The following is a 17,893-nucleotide window of genomic DNA, read 5'->3' on the forward strand; positions in this document are numbered from 1 at the left end:
ACACGTCAATCAGAATGTGCCGTGGCGCCCTTTACCATCTTTGAAGCGCTGCGCTCCGGCCTGGGTTTCACCGCTGGCAATCACCGCCATGCCGCCGACAAATTCATTGGCCATGGCCTCGGCAAATGGCAGGCCCCACTGCGCATAGGAGCTGGCGCGGTCGGCGAGCATGCAGCTTTGCGGGAAGCCGGCAATCTTCAGCGCCAACTGCTGCGCGGCAGCCAACGCGCTACCGGCTGCGACCACCCGATTGACCAGGCCCATGCTCAGCGCCTCTTCAGCCAATACCGGGCGACCGGTGAGAATCAGATCCAGCGCGCGACCCTGGCCGATAATCCGCGGTAAACGCACGGTGCCGCCGTCAATCAAGGGCACGCCAAAACGCCGACAGAACACCCCAAGCACCGCGTTATCGGCCATTACCCGCAAGTCGGCGAGCAGCGCCAGCTCCAGGCCGCCGGCCACCGCATGGCCTTCGATGGCGGCAATCAGCGGTTTGCTCAGCTGCATGCGGCTCGGCCCCATCGGCCCGTCACCCTCGGTTTCCAGGCGATTGGCACACTCAGCACCTGCGGCCACCGCGCCCAGATCAGCGCCCGCACAGAAAGTCCCGTCCGCTCCCGCTAAGACGGCCACCCGCGCCTGCTCGTCGGCTTCAAAGGCCCGTAATGCGGCGGCCAGCGCCTCGGCAGTCGGCCGATCAACCGCGTTGCGCACCTCGGCGCGGTTGATGATCAGGGTAGTAACCGGACCGTTTTTTTCGATGATGACGCGCATAACCTGCTCCCTAAAAAGCCAAAGGCCGGCATATAGCCGGCCTTCACCTTAAAGCCCTGCGCGGTGGAAATCAGCCTGCTGACCGATCTCCCCGCCAGAGTGGCGCAATCAGAGGGCGAACTTCTGCAAGTTGGCCATCATCTCTTTCATCGCTTCAATATTGTCCTTCGGATGGGCCGCGCCCTCAAAGTCGCAAATCTGCGCAAAGTTAGCTGCCACGTCTTCGGGGCTATAGCCCTCACGCGGGTCAAAACCGGCGCCCAGGCTGCGCTCCCAACGCACTTTACCCATCCAGCCGCCACCGACCTCGAACAGGCCTGAAGTTTCTTCGCAGGCATTGCTCGCCAGGTACACCACCAGCGGGCTGACCAGCTCAGGCTTGAGCTGCTCGAACACCTGCGGCGGGATCAGCCCTTCGGTCATGCGCGTGCCGCCAGTCGGGGCAATGGCGTTGACCAGAATATTGTTCTTGCGCCCTTCGATGGCCAGGGTGCGGGTCAGGCCATACAGGCCGAGCTTGGCCATGCCGTAGTTGGACTGGCCGAAGTTGCCGTAGATGCCGGAGGTGGACGCGGTGAAGATCACTCGGCCATAGCCCTGCTCGCGCATGTGCGGCCAGGCGGCGCGAGTAACCTTGTAGGCGCCCTCGACGTGGACCTTGTAAACCAGGTCCCAGTCGGCGTCTTCCATCTTGTGGAAAGTCTTGTCGCGCAGGATACCGGCGTTGTTGACCACCACATCGATGCGGCCAAAGGTGTCCAGGGCACACTGTACGATCTTCTCGCCGTCGGTCACCGAATCATGGTTGGCCACTGCCGTGCCGCCAGCGGCGCGGATTTCCTCGACCACTTTGTCGGCCGCTGAGGCGTTGGCGCCTTCACCGTGGGTGCTGCCGCCCAGATCATTGACCACCACTTTGGCACCGTGTTTGGCGAACAGCAGCGCATGGGCGCGACCCAGACCGCCGCCGGCCCCGGTGACGATTACAACCTGGTCTTGAAAACGGATGGCGTCGCTCATGCAGCATTCCTCGGCAGATTAACAATGCCCTGAGTGTCCAGCAGGCGCGCCCCGGTCACAATAGATACAAGTTGCGCTGAATGGTGCGCGATAACGCAGCGGGATAATCAGGCCGGTCTAATCAGGCTCAGGTGGTTGTACAGATGCAACACATGAGCCTGGGCATAGTCGGCCTGGTTAAGCGCGCCGTAGGCGAAATGTGGCTGCAGCTCGCCCTGATAGGCGGCGAAATCGGCAAAGGCCTGCTGCAAACGCTGCAACGCCTGCGCCTGACTGGCCGGTGAGTTCAAGGCGGCGGCACCGGGGATGGCTTCATCCAGCGAATGACGCATGGCTCCACGCGCGGCAAATACGCTAAACGCCAGCGGACCGACGCTGCTACGGAACCAGCCAGGCTTGAGCTCGGGGTAACCGCTGATGGAGTACTCGATACTTTGTGCGCAGTGGTTAAACACCTCGGCCGGGCTCCAGCCCTTGAGGCTAACCAATTCACGATCCGCCAGCTTGGCCAGTACTTGCTGCGCGCCCTCAAGGCTCACCGCAGCGGGGGCCAAGCCTGTGGGCAAGCCCCAAAACCCCGCCCCCAACACGCCCACACCCGCCAAAGCGGCGCCCTTCAAGACTGTACGTCGCTGCATGCTTAAGTCTCTAGTCGTTCACGAAATTGTAAATAATGCTCAAGCACCTCTGCGGGCGCCTCAGTCTGCGGATAATGGCCAATGCCTTCCAGCAGCACGGTGTCCGGCTTGGCAATCAACTCACGGTAACGCGCCACCATATGCGCACCAGAGATCGGATCGACAGCACCATCGATAATCCGCATCGGCACAACAGTGGCCTGCATCGCTGCAACCCAACGGTCGCGGTTGACGCGGCGCTCGGGCATATAGCGGATCAATCGATGCATCACCGCAGGACCGTTATTGGCGGCAATCAGGCTCCAGAAGTCATCCAGCTCACGAGGGCTAGGCTGAGTCTGCGGGCCGAACACCTTGGCAAAGCTGGCGGCCAGCTTCTTGCGGCTGAACAGCCGACCGATCAGCGGGCCGATGGGGCTGAGCAGCAGCTTCTGCACCAGCACCGGGTGGTGGGTTTCCGGAAACAGCCCGCCATTGAGAAACACACAACTGGCGAGCTGCACGCGCCCGTCCTGATGCCGCGCCAGCAGCTCCTGCGCCACGCTGTCGCCATAATCATGGGCCAGCACGTGCACCGGCTTATCAACCCCCAGGTGCGCCAGCAGCGCCTGTTGCAGATCGCCCTGTTCCAGCAGGCTGTAGGCATGCCCGCGAGGTTTGGCCGAGTCGCCAAAGCCGAGCATGTCGCAGGCAATCACCCGATAACGCGCGGCCAATGGGGCCCACAGGTAATGCCAGTCCCAGCTTGCGGTGGGGAAACCATGGATCAGCAACAGCGGCTCGCCCTGACCCGCAGTCCAGTAGCGGATGCTGTGGCCGTTAAAGCGCAAATCCTGCCCCGCGCTGCGCCAGCTCGCCAGGGTAATCCCCGGCAGCGCACTCATGCGTCGTAACCTGGCATCTGCTGATCGAGTTTGCGCAGCAACGCCGGCCAGGCCAGCGAGCCGCCCATGCCTTGTGCGCTTTTCATTACGCCCGCGACCATGGCCTTGGCGCCGTTGAGAATCTGTTGCGGAATATGGATCAGCTCAGCGCCGCCACTTTGCGCCATGACTTGAATCTCGCAGGCGCGCTGCAGGGTGAACATCATCAGAAAGGTATCGGCAATGCTATTGGAGGCCGTGAGCAGCCCATGGTTAGGCAGGATCATAAAGTTCTTGTCGCCCAAATCAGCCTGCAGGCGCGCCTTCTCATCGTGATTCAGCGCCACGCCTTCATAGCCGTGATAGGCCAGGCTGGCGAGGACGAACAGCGACTGCTGCGACAACGGCAGCAGGCCCTGCTTCTGCGCAGATACGGCAATCCCTGCGGCCGTGTGGATATGCACCACGCAAGCCACATCGTGGCGCACTTCATGCACCGCGCTGTGGATGGTGTAACCGGCCGGATTGATGCTAAAGGGGCTGTCCATCAGCTTGTTGCCGGCGAGATCAATCTTCACCAGGCTGGAGGCGCTGATTTCATGGAACATCAGGCCGAAGGGGTTAATCAGGAACTCTTCAGTACCCGCAATCTTTGCCGAGATGTGGGTGAAGATCAGGTCATCCCAACCATGCAGGGCAATCAAGCGGTAACACGCAGCCAGGTCGACGCGGGTCTGCCACTCGGCGGCAGAGACTTGATCCTTGAGGCTGACAACAGGCAGTGCGTGGGCAACGGTCATGATCGATTCCTCGGCATTCTTGTTATTGAAGTGCCAAGGAGTCTAGCGAGGGTTGCGGTAAAGGTGAGTCGCTCTGGCGGCCAGCGTGGTGGCCTTGCGAGTCAAACCAGTTCGGGGTGCAACTGCGTCAGCATGGGCCAGTCGCGTTGAGCCTGGGAATCTTCACTGAGCAGTTGGAAGCCGGCAAAGTCGAAACCGGGCGTTACCGTGCAACCAACCAGGGTAAACGCCCCGCTACTGCGTGCGGCCTGCCAGGCATGCGCCGGCACCAGGCGCTGTGGCAGTTGGCCGATAGCCACCGGCCCTAAACGCGCACAACGCACCGCATCCGGCTGCTCAGCCAGCAGCAGCTCCAGCGGCGCGCCTTCATAGAAGTGCCAGAGCTCGTCGGCATCCACCCGATGCCAGCGGCTGACCGCGCCGGCCGGCAACAGGAAGATAATCGCTGTGCCACACAGGCGGCCGCCGTCCAGCTGCGCAGAAGACTCATACAGGCGGCGGTAATAGCCGCCTTCGGGATGGGCCTGCAGCTGCAGCGCCGCGACCAGCTCCTGCGCGCGCGGGTGCATCAGCCTTGCAGCGCCGCAATAAAGTCCGCCAACCAGGGCTCGGCGTCACTTTCAGGCGTGACACTTTCGCTGCTGTCCAGGCGCAGCATTGGCTGCACTTCACGGATGCCCAGCTCAGCATACAGTTCGCGCACCAGTTCGCCGCCGCCGCAGAAGGTATCGCCGTAGCTGGAGTCACCTAGGGCAATCACCCCGCCCGGCAGACCGCTCCAGGCCGGCAGGTGGTCACGGATGGCGTAGTACAAAGGCTGCAAGTTATCCGGCAATTCGCCCATGCCGGTGGTCGAGGTCACCGCCAGAAACGCCTCGGGGGCAAAGCCCTGCATATCCGCCAGACTGGCGCGCGGGTTGTGCCAGGCCTCATGGCCGGCGGCGTTGAGCAGGCGCTCGGCGTGGCGGGCAACTTCCTCGGCGGTGCCGTACACCGAACCGGAAAGGATGGCGATCTTCATGCAAAACTCCGAAACAGTCAGAACCAAATCGATAGGCCAGGCATTATGCCGCAAGTAGACAGCCCGCCCGGATGTTTTAGAATGCAGCCGGACATAGCCTGGGAAATCGCCTCATGATCAACGCCAAACTGCTGCAACTGGTGATCAACGCCTCCAACGACGGCATCGTGGTGGCCGAACAGGAAGGTGACGACAACATCCTGATCTATGCCAACCCCGCCTTTGAAAAGCTCACCGGCTACGCCAGCGAAGACATCCTCTACCAGGATTGCCGTTTCCTGCAGGCCGGCGACCGCGACCAAGTGGGCCTGGATGCCATCCGTGAAGCGGTGAAGATGCACCGCCCGTGCCGGCAGATCATCCGCAACTACCGTAAAGATGGCAGCGTGTTCTGGAACGAACTGTCGATCACCCCGGTAGTGAATGACGCCGACCAACTGACCTACTACATCGGCATCCAGAAGAATGTCACCGAGCAGGTGCAGGCGCAGGAGCGGGTCAAAGAGCTGGAAATTGAACTGGCCGAACTCAAGGCCGAGCTAGCCCGTTTGCAGGCGACGACCGGTAATAACTAATCCCTATATAAGCGGTCACAACAGCTTCTAGAGCTTGATATAGACCGCTCCCATGCAAGAACAGGCACTCCTGACTCAGGCAGAACTGGCCTTTATCCGCCAGTTGCACCAGCCTGCGCCCGCCGAGCAGCGCAGCCAACCGCGCCTGCCGGTTGATATTGGCAAGCAGCTCAGCGAACTGCTGTCGCGCTATACGGCCAATGAGCCGCTGAGCCTGCATGCACACATCGCCAACCAACGCCTGACCTTCGATCTGCATCTCGGCCAGGACGAACAGAGCACGCCCTGCCTACAGCTCAGCGCCCCACAGATTTTCGATGAAGGCGAAATCAACCGCGCCTGGCGCTCGCCCCTGCACGAGCCGTTGCCGCTGCATACGCCAAGTGCGCAACCAAGCAACCTGTGGATCCATCAACTGTCGATGAATGGCGCACTGATCGAACATCGGGCACGACGCAAAGCGCCCAAGCACTTCCATCTGGTATTGCCGGTGGACGAGCACACCCCGATTGCCGTGGCTGGGGTTTTCGTCCGTGAAACTGAGGACGGCCTGCTGGCCTACCAACTGCACACCCTCGACCCGCAAAGCGATGAACAGCTGCGCCAGTTTATCTACCAGCAACACCTGCAGCAGGAACAACAGCGCCATGCTGGGAGCCGCTGAAGCCCTGATAAATTTCGGGCAAAAAAAGACCCGCAATCAGGCGGGCCTAAAGTGCAGGAGAAACTCCTGCAGCAGGGATAAAAAAATCCGATAGCCGAAAGGGCGGTACACGCTGGCTACCGGATTGCGCAGTCGTTTCAGGCAGCAAATTCCTCTTCGCTAAAGGCCATCAGCGTGGCTTTGCCGGCCTTGACCTCAGCCAGCAGGCTGTCGGTTTCAGTCAGAATGCGCGCCATAAAGAAATCCGCAGACTTCAGCTTGGCGCCGTAGAACAGGGTTTCCGTGCTGCCGGCCGCCAACTTGGCCTTGGCCACAGCAGCCATGCGCGCCCACATCCAGGCCAGACTGGTCAGGGCAAACAGGCGCAGGTAAGGCGTTGCAGCCGCACCGGCCTGCTCGGGGTCTTTCATCCCCTCGCTAGCAATCCACAGCGTGGCCTGCTGCAACTGCTTGAGCGCAGCACCTACTGCAGCCACATGCTCAGCCTCGGCGTTAGCCTTGAGCCAACCTTCGACCAGAGCAAAGTAATTGCGTACCGCGCGGCCGCCACCCAGGCCCAACTTGCGGCCAACCAGGTCGAGCGCCTGGATGCCATTAGTGCCTTCGTAGATGCGGGTAATCCGGCAATCGCGTACCAGCTGCTCGATGCCCCAATCTTCAGTGAAGCCGGAGCCACCGAGCACCTGCAGGCCCTCATTGGCACAGTTGAATCCTTCGTCAGTGAGGAAGGACTTCACCACCGGAGTCAGCAGCTGCACCAGATCATCGGCCTGCTCGCGCACCGCAGAGTCTTCGTGATCATGGGCAACGTCTTCGTGTAGGCCAGTGAAGTAGGCCAGCGCGCGGCAACCTTCGATCATCACCTTCTGACGCAGCAACATGCGCCGTACATCCGGGTGCACGATGATCGGGTCAGCCGGCTTATCCGCTGCTTTCGGGCCGGATAGCGAGCGGCTCTGCAAGCGTTCTTTGGCAAATCCGAGGCTGACCTGATAGGCACTTTCAGCAATGCCAAGGCCTTGCATGCCGACCATCAGACGCGCTGAATTCATCATGGTGAACATGCACTTGAGGCCCTTGTTCGGCTCGCCGATCAGCCAACCCTGCGCGCCTTCGAAATTCATTACGCAGGTGGCAGAGCCCTTGATACCCATCTTGTGTTCCAAGCCGCCGCAGAAAGCAGGGTTGCGGCTGCCGTCCTCAAGGAATTTAGGCACGAGGAACAGCGAAATACCTTTCACGCTATCCGGTGCATCGGGCAGCTTGGCCAGTACCAGATGCAGGATGTTGTCAGCCAGATCGTGCTCACCGCCGGTGATCCAGATCTTGGTACCGCTGATGGCATAACTACCGTCAGCCTGCGGTACGGCGCGGGTACGAATCAGGCCCAGGTCAGTGCCACACTGCGGCTCGGTCAGGCACATGGTGCCGGTCCATTCGCCGCTGATCAGTTTCGGCAGATAGCGCTCCTGCAACTCACGAGCACCGTGGGCCGTCAATGCGTTGATCGCGCCATGAGTCAGGCCTGGGTACATGCCCAATGACAGGTTGGCCGAGCAAACCATCTCTTCGACCATCATGTTCAGCACATGGGGCAGGCCCTGACCACCGAACTCGGGCGTACAGGCCAGTGCAGTCCAGCCGCCTTCGGCGAACTGTTGGTAAGCAGCGCGGAAACCGTCCGGTGCTTTAACCGATTTACTTTCCGGATCGTACTGGCAGCCCTGTTTATCACCAGGGGCATTGAGTGGGGCAAGTACGTTCTCCGCCAATTTGGCGGCTTCTTCCAGAATGGCGCCACCGAGGTCGTCTCCGAACTCGCGCTGACTAGGCAGCGACTGCAGGGTGGCATAAGCGTCGAGCACCTCGTCAAAAACGAAACGCATGTCACGAAGGGGTGCGCGGTATTGGGTCATGTTGCTGAGTCCTCAAGCTGTACAAGTGGATACAAGCTATACACAAACAATCAATGTATAGCTTTTGTATAGACCAAAGACCCAAATGGCAAGCAATTTTCTGTACAAGCTGTATAACTAATTGAAATCGACAACAAATCGCAGGCACGCGAAAACGCGGCCACCATGACGGCGACCGGCTTAGTCAGGCGTATCTAATAGAGGAAATCAGGTATCCAGGTGGCCAGCCAGAAACTGCTGCAGACGGCGCTGCATCAGGCGACCCTCATTGCCCAGGCAGGCAATCGGCGAACCACTGAGACTCTCCTCGGCTAAATCGGCGCCATCGCCAGCCATCACCAGCGGGCAATCAAGTGCCAGCGCGAGGCGCGAGAGCACCTTGGGCAGATCATCACTAGGCGGCTGATTGGAGAACAGCACCAGGGCCTGAGGCTGCATTTTTTCGCAGATCAAGGTCAGCTCCTCCAGCGGCTGCCCCAGCCCGAGCACACTGACGGCGGTGTCGGCGCTGCTCAGCAGCAACCCGGCCACTAGCAGTTCCAGCTCGCGGCAATGACCCGGCAAAGCCGCCAGCAGCACACGCTCCTCGACCTGGGCACGCAGTACCTGCAGGCGCTGCAGGGTACGGGCACGCAGGAAGGTGTCGAGAAACAGCCATTCGCTGGTCTGGCCGTATTCGTCCTGACGCAGCAGCAACTCCTGCCAGAGCGGCATCAGGATATCCTGAAACACCACCGGCAGCGGGTAACTGGAGAAAATCTGGCCATACAGACGGTCCAGGCGCAGCTCGTCAAAGGCGCTGATAGCGCGGCGCAGCTGGGCCTGCCACTCGCCCCACTCGCTGGCACTGATCTCTTCATAGACCGGTGAACTGGCTGCTTTGATTGAGCTGCTTTTGGCGAGAATCTTGCCAACTTTGCTCACCGCCACACCGCGCTCGATCCACGCCAGGATGCTGCGCACCGACTCGATATCCACCTGCGAATACAGGCGATGACCGCTGTCGGTGCGGGTTGGCTGAATCAGCCCATAGCGCCGCTCCCAAGCCCGCAGGGTGACCGGATTAACGCCGGTCAGGCGCGCCACTTCACGAATAGGAAATAGCTCTTCCTGCTTGAGGGCACTCGAAACGAGGGACGCAGTACCAACGTGATCGGACATGGGCGCAGGTATCACAGAAAAAATGTTGTACGCATTGTAACTCAGCTATTTCCGGCATACTTTGTACAAGACTTATACAAAAAGTTAGACCATGAACAAGCAACCGCATTGGCCCCTTACCCTCTACTACGATGGCGATTGCCCGCTGTGTGCGCGCGAGATCAAGCTGTTGCGCCAGCGTGCCGATGTACGACGTTTGTGCCTGGTCGACATTGGCTTGAGCGACTTTCATGCCGAATCCATCGGGCAAACCAAACAAGCCCTGCAAGATCGCCTGCATGCTCGCTTCGCTGACGGCCAATGGGTCACCGGCTTGGATGCAACACTATGGAGTTGGCGTGCAGCCGGCCTTGAGCGCTGGGCAACGCCACTAACCTGGCCAGCATTACGACCGCTGCTGGAACTGGGCTATCGACTGTTTTGCAGGCTACGCCCACATCTCGACTGGCTGCCCCACCCGGATGCCAGCCGGCGCTGCAAAGACGCCGCATGCGCCGTCAGCAAAAAGCCGCGATAACGCTTCAACACAGCTTGATCCACAACCCTGGATCAGGCTCAAGCAACGCAGGGCGCCCGATGATCTCATCGTGGCTTTCCGGCTGCAGCAACAGCATCTGCTGCACGCCACAGCGACGCAGGCACGCCTTGAGCAAGGCCAACCCAGGCCAAAGCGCACGCCCCGACGCATACTCCAACGTGCGCACGTCGCCAGCCTTGCTGACCACCTGCACCTTGTAGCCACTGCAGCGCAGGGTGAGCACCTCGACATGGCGCACCCGCCCACACAACACTGCAATGCTCAACTGCCAAGGTTTCATAACGGCACTTACCTGTACAAGAAAACCAATCTTGTACACGATAAAAACAATTTTATTCAGCCCGCGCGCACGAAAAATACCGATACAGCTCAATGAAATAGCGAAAATAGCGCGAAATAAGCCAGTACCCGCACAGGGCGCATGGTTGTACAAAGCATATTGCTGGTATAACTTTACTCCTGGTTCAGTCGAGGCCGCGCCCTACTGGTCAGGTAACCCGGCGCAGCGTCGCTGAACCCACCCTTTTCTTCTGTCGAGCCGAACATGAGCGTCAGCGCCGCCCCCATCCTGATAACCGGAGCCAGCCAGCGCATCGGCCTTTACTGTGCCGAACGCTTGCTGGATGACGGCCACTCGCTGATCGTCACCTACCGCAGCGAGCGCGACGGCATCGCTGCGCTCAGGCAACGCGGCGCACTGGCCCTACAGGCGGACTTTGCCAGCGAAGCCGGCATTCTGGCGTTTATCGAGCAACTCAAAGCACGCACCGACAGCCTGCGCGCCATCGTGCACAACGCCTCCGACTGGCTGGTGGAAACACCTGGCGAGGAAGCCGCAGCCTTTCAGCAGCTGTTCAGCGTGCACATGCTCGCGCCCTATCTGATCAATCTGCATTGCCAGCCGCTGCTGGCGCGCTCGACCTTAGCCGATATCGTCCACATCAGTGATGACGTTGCACGCAAGGGCAGCGCAAACCGCCCGGCCTACTGCGCCAGCAAAGCCGGGCTAGAAAGCCTGACGCTGTCATTTGCCGCACGCTTCGCACCACAGATAAAGGTCAACGGTATCGCCCCGGCACTGATCATGTTCAATCCGGACGACGACGCCGAATACCGCAGTAAAGCTCTTAACAAATCGGCACTGGGCATCGAACCCGGGCCACAGGTGATCTACCAAAGCTTGCGCTACCTGCTCGAAAACCCCTACGTCACCGGCACCACACTGACTGTCAACGGCGGCCGCCACCTCAAATGAGCCTGGCCGCGAGGACCCTTGCAATGAACCCAGAACTGCCCGATCACTACCGCGAAATTCTTCTCGGTGTTGGTGAAAACCCTGAGCGCGAAGGCCTGCTCGATACGCCCAAGCGCGCTGCCAAAGCCATGCAGTACCTGTGCAATGGCTACCACAAGAGCCTGGAAGAAGTGGTCAACGGCGCACTGTTCGAGTCGGATAACGATGAGATGGTGATCGTCCGTGATATCGAGCTGTACTCGCTGTGCGAGCACCATATGCTGCCCTTTATCGGCAAGGCCCATGTGGCCTATATCCCGACCGGCAAGGTGCTCGGCCTGTCGAAAGTGGCTCGAATCGTCGACATGTTCGCCCGGCGCCTGCAGATCCAGGAAAACCTCACCAAGCAGATTGCCGATGCGATCCAGCAGGTCACTAACGCCGCCGGTGTGGCCGTGGTGATCGAAGCCAAACACATGTGCATGATGATGCGCGGCGTGGAGAAGCAGAATTCAGTGATGACCTCCTCGGTCATGCTTGGAGCCTTCCGTGAATCCTGCAACACTCGCCACGAATTCCTGCAACTGATCGGACGGAGCAAGTAATGCCGCGACTGGAACCTGGGATGGCGCGCATTCGCGTCAAAGACCTGCGCTTGCGCACCTACATCGGCATCAAGGAAGAGGAGATCAACAACAAGCAGGATGTGTTGATCAACCTGACCATCCTTTATCCGGCAGTAGAAGCGGTGCGTGACAACGATATCGACCACGCCCTCAACTACCGCACCATCACCAAGGCAGTGATTCGCCACGTCGAAGAAAACCGCTTCGCCCTACTGGAGCGCATGACCCAGGAGATTCTCGACCTGGTCATGGCCAACCCGGACGTGCGCTACGCCGAAGTGGAAGTGGACAAGCTGCACGCCCTGCGCTTCGCCGAGTCGGTGTCGATCACCCTCGCCGGGCATCGCTGAACAACACGCTAAAACTCCTCACATGATTCCCGGCGCGTCCTGCGCCGGGTCGTTGCCGCCAGGCGGACATACTTCTATCATCGCCGCCAACGCACTCCCGCCTGCCTTTAGAGAGCATCGCCATGACCGAGCAAGAACGCCTCGAACTTGAAGCCGCCGCCTTTCGCAGCCTGGTGCAACACCTGCGCTCACGCCCCGATGTACAGAACATCGACATGATGAATCTCGCCGGTTTCTGCCGTAACTGCCTGTCCAAGTGGTTCAAGGCCGCTGCCGACGACATCGGCGTTGCCATCACTCCGGATGAAGCCCGTGAGGAGGTCTACGGCATGCCGTATGCCGAGTGGAAAACCAAATACCAGAAGGAAGCCAGCGCCGAGCAGCAGGCCGCCTTCAGCAAAGGAAAAAAGTAATGAGCAGCCTCAACGACTTTCGCGCCAAGCTGCGCGGCGAGCACTTCACCTTCGCCGAAACCCTGGCGTTTATTGCCGAGCACTACCAATACCAGCCCAGCGCCTTCAGCAATGGCAACGTGTATAGCGCTGCCGGACAGAATGAAGGCTCGTGCAAGACCCTTGGCCTGGCCCTGCTCGAAGACCTGAGTCTGGAAGAAACCCTGCTGTGCTTTGGCGAACATTACCGCAGCGTACTGGCCACCCCGAGCGGCAGCGACCACGGCAATATCCGTGCACTGATGGATACCGGCCTGGCGGGCGTGCGTTTCGAGCAACCGTCCTTGCAACGCATTAGCCAGTAAGGCCTTTCTGCACCGAAATAGCGCGCAGAAACTTGCGCAGCTGTCGGCAAAAGCTGACAGACATCACATATAAATAGCCCTATGCTGCGCGCCATCGTACAAACGAGAACACCAGGGAAGGTGCTCCGCGCAGCTGCATTGTGCTCTTCCCGGGATTCGTCGCCCTACCTGGCTTGGAGTCGCTTGCATGCAGCAGACCTTGGTATGGAAACCATGGCACAACCCCGGCGTGGAAAACCTGCGCCTGAACATCGATGAGCACGGCATCAACGCCACCAGTCATCTGATGCAAAGCCTGCAAGGCAATAGCATCGCCGCCACCTACGTGCTCAACTGCGACCCGCGCTGGCGCTTTCGTCGCCTGTGGCTGAAGGTCGACAACCACGGCCAGCGCAGCATCAACCTCAAACGTGACATCCGTGGCAACTGGTTCCACAACGGCGAGCCGCGCCCGGACCTCAGTGACTGCCAACAGGTGATGCTCTCAGACTCGCCCTTCACCCATACGCCAGCCTTGCAGCGCTGCGCTCTGGAAACCGGGCAGAGCGAACTGATGCAGGTGGCCTATGTCGACCTGCTGACCTTAAAAGTGGAAGCACGCAGCCAGCGCTACCAGCGCCTGCGCGAAGAAGGCGGGACAACCCTGTACCGCAGCGAAGCGCAGGGCAAAAAGAGCAGCGAGCTGACCGTCGACGAGCATGCCTTGCTGGTTAAAGCCAGCGACCAGTTTCTGCGCATGAGCTCGCGGGATTTGAAGCTCAATACCTGGGTTTAATCAGACGGCAGACAACAAAAAGCCTCGAATCAATCGAGGCTTTTTCGCATTCTCAGACCTACTGGCCGTCGAGATAACGCTCCACATCCAGCGCCGCCATGCAGCCGGCACCGGCCGAGGTGATGGCCTGGCGGTAGACGTGATCAGCCACATCGCCGGCAGCAAACACGCCCGGCACGCTGGTGGCGGTGGCATTGCCTTCACGGCCGCCGTTGACCACCAGATAGCCGTCCTTGAGCGCCAGTTGCCCCTCGAACAACGAGGTGTTCGGCGTATGGCCGATGGCGACGAACAGGCCGTCCACGCTCAGCTCATCGAAGCTGCCATCGTTGTTCTTCACCCGCACGCCGGTCACGCCCATATTGTTGCCGAGCACCTCATCCACCTCGGCGTGCAGCTTGAGCACGATCCTGCCTTCGGCCACGCGCGCCTGCAGCTTGTCCTGCAGGATTTTCTCGGCGCGGAAGGTTTCACGGCGGTGCACCAGGGTCACCTTGCTGGCGATATTGGCCAGGTACAAAGCCTCTTCCACCGCCGTATTGCCGCCACCGACCACTGCTACATCACGGTTGCGGTAGAAGAAACCATCGCAAGTGGCGCAAGCGGAAACGCCCTTGCCCATAAAGCTTTCTTCGCTGGGTAAACCCAGGTAACGGGCGCTGGCACCGGTGGCGATAATCAACGCATCGCAGCTGTAGGTGCCGCTATCACCCACCAGGGTGAACGGCTTGCCGGCCAGATCCACGGCATTGATATGGTCATAGACAATTTCCGTCTCGAAGCGCTCGGCATGCTCCTGCATACGCTGCATCAGCGCCGGGCCAGTCAAGCCATGCACATCACCCGGCCAGTTATCCACCTCAGTGGTGGTGGTCAGCTGGCCGCCGGCCTGCAGGCCGGTGATCAGCAGCGGCTTAAGGTTGGCCCGGGCAGCGTAGACCGCTGCGCTGTAACCGGCAGGGCCGGAGCCCAGAATGATCACGCGGGCATGACGATCAGCAGACATCAACAGCTCCTCCCGGCAATGCCGGCAGCAATAAAAAGGGACTTCCGCGAGTACCTAGGGGAAGGCAGTAAGGTCGGAAGCCCCACAAAGGGATGACGCGCAGCCTATGCCCGCCCAGTAAATGGCGGAAATATGCTTTGCCAATCCCCTGCATAGGCAAACGCTATAACGCGCCCCGGCAATCGTTAGCGCCCGTTGCAGAGGCTTTCACCTGCCACACAAAGCCGGTAAGGTCGGCGCGAATTCAACCTCGCGGAGACTCTCCCCATGCATGCTCCCGTACTGAGCGGCCCGCAATACCTCAGCGAAGGCCTGAAACTGGTCCTGAGCCCCGGCCTGCGTCTGTTTGTGCTGCTGCCCCTGACGATCAATTTGATCCTGTTTATTGGCCTGATTTCCCTGGCCATGCAGCAGTTCGGCGGCTGGGTCGACACCTTTATGCCCAGTCTGCCGAGCTGGCTGAGTTTTCTCGAATACGTACTGTGGCCACTGTTTGTGGTGCTGGTACTGCTGATGGTGTTTTTCACCTTCACCCTGCTGGCCAATATCATCGCCGCACCGTTTAACGGCTTTCTCGCGGAGAAGGTCGAGGTGGTGGTACGCGGCCAGGACGACTTTCCGCCGTTCAGCTGGGCCGAGCTGACGTCCATGGTGCCGCGCACCCTGGGTCGCGAATTGCGCAAGCTGGGCTACTTTCTGCCGCGCGCCATTGGCCTGCTGATCCTGAGCTTTATCCCGGTGGTCAACCTGATCGCCGCGCCGCTGTGGCTGCTGTTTGGCGTGTGGATGATGGCGATTCAGTACATTGATTACCCCGCAGACAACAACAAGATGAGCTGGCAGGACATGCTCGCCTGGCTGCGGGAGAAACGCTGGCAGAGCCTGGGCTTTGGCGGCATTACCTACGCCGCACTGCTGGTGCCAGGGCTGAACATCCTGATGATGCCGGCGGCAGTGGCCGGTGCCACAGTGTTCTGGGTGCGTGAACGCCAGGAGCAGACGCTCACGTCCACCTCCTAAGTATTCACCCTGCAGGTTGGCTGCGCTCAAGTACTGTGCGCAGCGCCTGCATGGATGCCTGAGATTCGCGTTCAATGCGCCGGCTTAGCAGCAGTCGGTTGGCCAGGCGCATCAGCACACCATCGAAGCCATACTCAAGGGTACGCACGAACTCGCAACCGCCCTCCACTTCTATGCACTCGTATGTCAGCAGCAGCGCCAGGCCATGATCGCCACGGGCGCTGGCCTGCCAGCGGCGTGCCGGTTGGTAGTCGAGCACATCCCAGCGCAGATGGCCGGCGCGGCCACCGGCGTGAATGTCTTCCTCAAATACTTCGCCGGCGAGCAGCGCGCCCTCGCGACCGTAAATACGCAAAGACGATGGATGCCATTCGGGCCAGTGAATAGGTGTGGCGGCATAACTCAGCACCGCGTCCGCCGGGCGGGTTAGGCGGATGCGATGCTGCTGGCGATTCTGCTGATAAGTCGGCTCAGGTTCCCAATGCAAGGTGCCGTACAGCCAGTCCATCAGTGGATGGACGATGCCGAAGTTGCGCGAATGCATCAGCTCACGGCGATGGTGCAGCGCATGCAGGCGGCGCATCTGGCGAATCCACGGCAGCTGCGTAAGCGGATGCTCGGCCGGCAGGTGCTCGCAGGCATGCACCACCTCATAGCTCATGTAACCCAGCAGCATGCTGCCAGCGAACAGTGCGGCGAGGTTGCCGTCGATGTGGGCCAGTAACCACCAGCAGCCCAACAGCGGCAGGCTGTAGAGCACGATCAGCCAGGCGGGGAAGAGGATCACCCGCCAGTCGCGCGGCGTCTCGTAGCGCATCTGGCCTTCGACGAAAAAGCTATGGTGATCACCGGTGTGGCGTTTGTAGAACAGCAGGCCGAAGCGCGTCTTGTTGTGCCCCAGGCGCTTGTGCACCTGATACTCGCCCCAACTGAAGAACACCAGACTCAGCGGTACCAGCAGCCACTGCCAGAGCGCCACCGCGTCCAGCGTGCGCCACAGCAGGCTAATGCAGGTCAGGCCGTAGGCCAGCACAAAGGCGGCATGCAGCCAGGGGTTGTACAGCGGGCGGATGGCATCCCGATAACGTGTGCGGAAAGCCTGGGCATTGTCGTTGTTATAGGCCACGGCGTTACTCCTGTACGGATTGACAGCAGTCTAGGCGCGGCCAGATCATTCGAATAATGGATATTTAAAAAGAGCATTATTCTTGATTACGAATTTGCGCCAGCTCGACCTCAACCTGCTGCTGGTCTTCGATGCGCTGATGCAGGAGGGCAACCTGACCCGCGCCGCCGAGCGCCTGCACCTGAGCCAGTCGACGGTGAGCAACGCCCTCGCCCGCCTGCGCCAGCAACTGGGCGAAGAGCTGTTCCTGCGCACCGCCCGCGGCATGACACCTACCGCCCGCGCCCAGGCCCTGTATGTACCGGTGCGTCAGGCCCTGCGCCTGCTGCAGACCGGCCTGGGCCCGGCCGAGCCGTTTGACCCGCAGACGCCGCACGCCTTCAGCCTGTCGCTTAACGACTACGCGCAAGCCGCGCTGCTGCCCATGTTGCAGGCGCATCTGGCGCGAATCGCCGCGCAGGTCGAGTTGCTGGTGCAAGCCGATGATGCCGACAGCCTGGTGCAGCGCTTGGAAAGTGGCGCGCTGGATCTGGCTATCGACTACCTACACTTCGACTCCCCCGACCTGCACTACGCGCCGCTGCGCGAAGAACCGCTGGTAGCGATCGGCCGCGCCGGGCACCCGGCCTTTGCCGGCGGGCTGAGCCTGGAGGATTACCAACAGGCGCGGCATATCACGGTAACCCCGCGTGCCGGGCGTGGCTCGCCGCTGGAAATCGTCCTCGGCTCAGCCAGGGTGCGGCGGCAGGCGGCGTTGCATTTGCCCAACTACCTGCCGATCCCAGCCATCGTCGCTCAGACCGATCTGCTCGGCACCGTGCCGGCGCGCCTAGCCGAGGCGTTCGCCCCGGTGCACGCGCTGGAAATCGCGCAGCTGCCTTTCGATATGCCGCCGGTGCAGGTCAGCCTGATCTGGCATCACCAGCAGCACCTCGACCCCGCGCACACCTGGCTGCGCCAGCAACTTATCGAGCTGCTCGACTGAAATACAAACGCAATCAAAGCGTCACAGTCACTACATAACGG

23 protein-coding genes are annotated in these 17,893 nt (G+C 60.5%); 11 read left to right on the forward strand and 12 right to left on the reverse strand.

Annotated features, from left to right (window positions below; all coding sequences use genetic code 11):
• Positions 1-9 precede the first annotated feature (9 nt).
• From ACIGEK_RS20015 to ACIGEK_RS20045, 7 genes are all read right to left on the reverse strand, one after another.
• The gene (locus tag ACIGEK_RS20015; protein WP_397494999.1) at positions 10-777 is read right to left on the reverse strand and encodes a crotonase/enoyl-CoA hydratase family protein; all 768 of its coding nucleotides are present in this window, start codon (positions 775-777) and stop codon (positions 10-12) included.
• 108 nt (positions 778-885) lie between these two features.
• Positions 886-1,797, reverse strand: coding sequence for an SDR family oxidoreductase (locus ACIGEK_RS20020; protein ID WP_397495000.1), 912 nt, complete (start codon positions 1,795-1,797; stop codon positions 886-888).
• 107 nt (positions 1,798-1,904) lie between these two features.
• Positions 1,905-2,435: a DUF1569 domain-containing protein gene (locus ACIGEK_RS20025; RefSeq protein WP_397495001.1), complete on the reverse strand. Its 531-nt coding sequence runs from the start codon at positions 2,433-2,435 to the stop codon at positions 1,905-1,907.
• 2 nt (positions 2,436-2,437) lie between these two features.
• The gene (locus tag ACIGEK_RS20030; protein WP_397495002.1) at positions 2,438-3,319 is read right to left on the reverse strand and encodes an alpha/beta fold hydrolase; all 882 of its coding nucleotides are present in this window, start codon (positions 3,317-3,319) and stop codon (positions 2,438-2,440) included.
• Positions 3,316-4,098 carry a class II aldolase/adducin family protein gene (locus ACIGEK_RS20035; RefSeq protein ID WP_397495003.1) on the reverse strand — a complete coding sequence of 261 codons (783 nt, stop codon included), beginning with the start codon at positions 4,096-4,098 and terminating at the stop codon, positions 3,316-3,318. The genes ACIGEK_RS20030 and ACIGEK_RS20035 overlap by 4 nt, the downstream gene beginning before the upstream one ends.
• Before the next feature lie 101 nt (positions 4,099-4,199).
• Positions 4,200-4,667: a cupin domain-containing protein gene (locus tag ACIGEK_RS20040; RefSeq protein ID WP_397495004.1), complete on the reverse strand. Its 468-nt coding sequence runs from the start codon at positions 4,665-4,667 to the stop codon at positions 4,200-4,202.
• On the reverse strand, positions 4,667-5,119 hold the full coding sequence (locus ACIGEK_RS20045; RefSeq protein ID WP_397495005.1) for a flavodoxin: 453 nt from the start codon (positions 5,117-5,119) through the stop codon (positions 4,667-4,669). The genes ACIGEK_RS20040 and ACIGEK_RS20045 overlap by 1 nt, the downstream gene beginning before the upstream one ends.
• A 113-nt stretch (positions 5,120-5,232) precedes the next feature.
• Here ACIGEK_RS20045 and ACIGEK_RS20050 point away from each other — a divergent pair, with 113 nt between their 5' ends.
• Together ACIGEK_RS20050 and ACIGEK_RS20055 are read left to right on the forward strand one after the other, a co-directional pair.
• Positions 5,233-5,694, forward strand: coding sequence for a PAS domain-containing protein (locus tag ACIGEK_RS20050; RefSeq protein WP_397495006.1), 462 nt, complete (start codon positions 5,233-5,235; stop codon positions 5,692-5,694).
• 52 nt (positions 5,695-5,746) lie between these two features.
• Positions 5,747-6,358 carry a hypothetical protein gene (locus tag ACIGEK_RS20055; RefSeq protein WP_397495007.1) on the forward strand — a complete coding sequence of 204 codons (612 nt, stop codon included), beginning with the start codon at positions 5,747-5,749 and terminating at the stop codon, positions 6,356-6,358.
• Positions 6,359-6,495: 137 nt separating this feature from the next.
• Here ACIGEK_RS20055 and ACIGEK_RS20060 read toward each other — a convergent pair whose 3' ends face one another.
• Both ACIGEK_RS20060 and ACIGEK_RS20065 read right to left on the reverse strand, forming a co-directional pair.
• Positions 6,496-8,274, reverse strand: coding sequence for an acyl-CoA dehydrogenase C-terminal domain-containing protein (locus ACIGEK_RS20060; RefSeq protein WP_397495008.1), 1,779 nt, complete (start codon positions 8,272-8,274; stop codon positions 6,496-6,498).
• Between the two features lie 207 nt (positions 8,275-8,481).
• A complete protein-coding gene (locus ACIGEK_RS20065) occupies positions 8,482-9,435 on the reverse strand; it encodes a MerR family transcriptional regulator (RefSeq protein ID WP_397495009.1) in 954 nt (317 codons plus the stop codon).
• 91 nt (positions 9,436-9,526) lie between these two features.
• Here ACIGEK_RS20065 and ACIGEK_RS20070 point away from each other — a divergent pair, with 91 nt between their 5' ends.
• Positions 9,527-9,952: a thiol-disulfide oxidoreductase DCC family protein gene (locus ACIGEK_RS20070; protein WP_397495010.1), complete on the forward strand. Its 426-nt coding sequence runs from the start codon at positions 9,527-9,529 to the stop codon at positions 9,950-9,952.
• Between the two features lie 4 nt (positions 9,953-9,956).
• On the opposite strand, the gene ACIGEK_RS20075 is transcribed toward ACIGEK_RS20070, so the two are convergent.
• Entirely contained in the window at positions 9,957-10,253 is a 297-nt protein-coding gene (locus ACIGEK_RS20075) for a hypothetical protein (RefSeq protein ID WP_397495011.1), read from the reverse strand.
• A 264-nt stretch (positions 10,254-10,517) separates the two neighbouring features.
• Between ACIGEK_RS20075 and folM the strand changes: the two genes are divergently transcribed.
• The 6 genes from folM to ACIGEK_RS20105 all read left to right on the forward strand — a co-directional run bounded on the left by folM (position 10,518) and on the right by ACIGEK_RS20105 (position 13,715).
• Complete coding sequence (folM, locus tag ACIGEK_RS20080; protein ID WP_397495012.1) at positions 10,518-11,228, forward strand: dihydromonapterin reductase; 711 nt, start codon at positions 10,518-10,520, stop codon at positions 11,226-11,228.
• A 23-nt stretch (positions 11,229-11,251) separates the two neighbouring features.
• Complete coding sequence (gene folE, locus ACIGEK_RS20085) at positions 11,252-11,812, forward strand: GTP cyclohydrolase I FolE (RefSeq protein WP_397495013.1); 561 nt, start codon at positions 11,252-11,254, stop codon at positions 11,810-11,812.
• Positions 11,812-12,183, forward strand: a complete 372-nt coding sequence (gene folX, locus ACIGEK_RS20090) for a dihydroneopterin triphosphate 2'-epimerase (RefSeq protein ID WP_090375336.1) — start codon at positions 11,812-11,814, stop codon at positions 12,181-12,183. The genes folE and folX overlap by 1 nt, the downstream gene beginning before the upstream one ends.
• A 122-nt stretch (positions 12,184-12,305) precedes the next feature.
• Positions 12,306-12,596: a DUF1244 domain-containing protein gene (locus tag ACIGEK_RS20095; protein WP_397495014.1), complete on the forward strand. Its 291-nt coding sequence runs from the start codon at positions 12,306-12,308 to the stop codon at positions 12,594-12,596.
• Positions 12,596-12,940 carry a HopJ type III effector protein gene (locus tag ACIGEK_RS20100; RefSeq protein WP_397495015.1) on the forward strand — a complete coding sequence of 115 codons (345 nt, stop codon included), beginning with the start codon at positions 12,596-12,598 and terminating at the stop codon, positions 12,938-12,940. Before ACIGEK_RS20095 ends, ACIGEK_RS20100 begins: the two co-directional genes overlap by 1 nt.
• A gap of 187 nt (positions 12,941-13,127) precedes the next feature.
• Positions 13,128-13,715 carry a putative glycolipid-binding domain-containing protein gene (locus ACIGEK_RS20105; protein ID WP_397495016.1) on the forward strand — a complete coding sequence of 196 codons (588 nt, stop codon included), beginning with the start codon at positions 13,128-13,130 and terminating at the stop codon, positions 13,713-13,715.
• A 58-nt stretch (positions 13,716-13,773) separates the two neighbouring features.
• On the opposite strand, the gene trxB is transcribed toward ACIGEK_RS20105, so the two are convergent.
• Positions 13,774-14,721 (reverse strand): thioredoxin-disulfide reductase, encoded by a 948-nt coding sequence (gene trxB, locus ACIGEK_RS20110; RefSeq protein ID WP_397495017.1) that lies wholly within the window; start codon positions 14,719-14,721, stop codon positions 13,774-13,776.
• A gap of 267 nt (positions 14,722-14,988) precedes the next feature.
• Between trxB and cysZ the strand changes: the two genes are divergently transcribed.
• Positions 14,989-15,741: a sulfate transporter CysZ gene (gene cysZ, locus ACIGEK_RS20115; RefSeq protein ID WP_397495018.1), complete on the forward strand. Its 753-nt coding sequence runs from the start codon at positions 14,989-14,991 to the stop codon at positions 15,739-15,741.
• A gap of 4 nt (positions 15,742-15,745) precedes the next feature.
• Here cysZ and ACIGEK_RS20120 read toward each other — a convergent pair whose 3' ends face one another.
• A complete protein-coding gene (locus ACIGEK_RS20120; RefSeq protein WP_397495019.1) occupies positions 15,746-16,867 on the reverse strand; it encodes an SRPBCC family protein in 1,122 nt (373 codons plus the stop codon).
• Positions 16,868-16,949: 82 nt separating this feature from the next.
• Between ACIGEK_RS20120 and ACIGEK_RS20125 the strand changes: the two genes are divergently transcribed.
• The gene (locus tag ACIGEK_RS20125; protein WP_397495020.1) at positions 16,950-17,852 is read left to right on the forward strand and encodes a LysR family transcriptional regulator; all 903 of its coding nucleotides are present in this window, start codon (positions 16,950-16,952) and stop codon (positions 17,850-17,852) included.
• The last annotated feature ends 41 nt before the right edge of the window (positions 17,853-17,893 follow it).

Source organism: Pseudomonas sp. NPDC079086 (genome assembly GCF_044542155.1).
In the GTDB taxonomy this organism is placed as follows: domain Bacteria; phylum Pseudomonadota; class Gammaproteobacteria; order Pseudomonadales; family Pseudomonadaceae; genus Aquipseudomonas.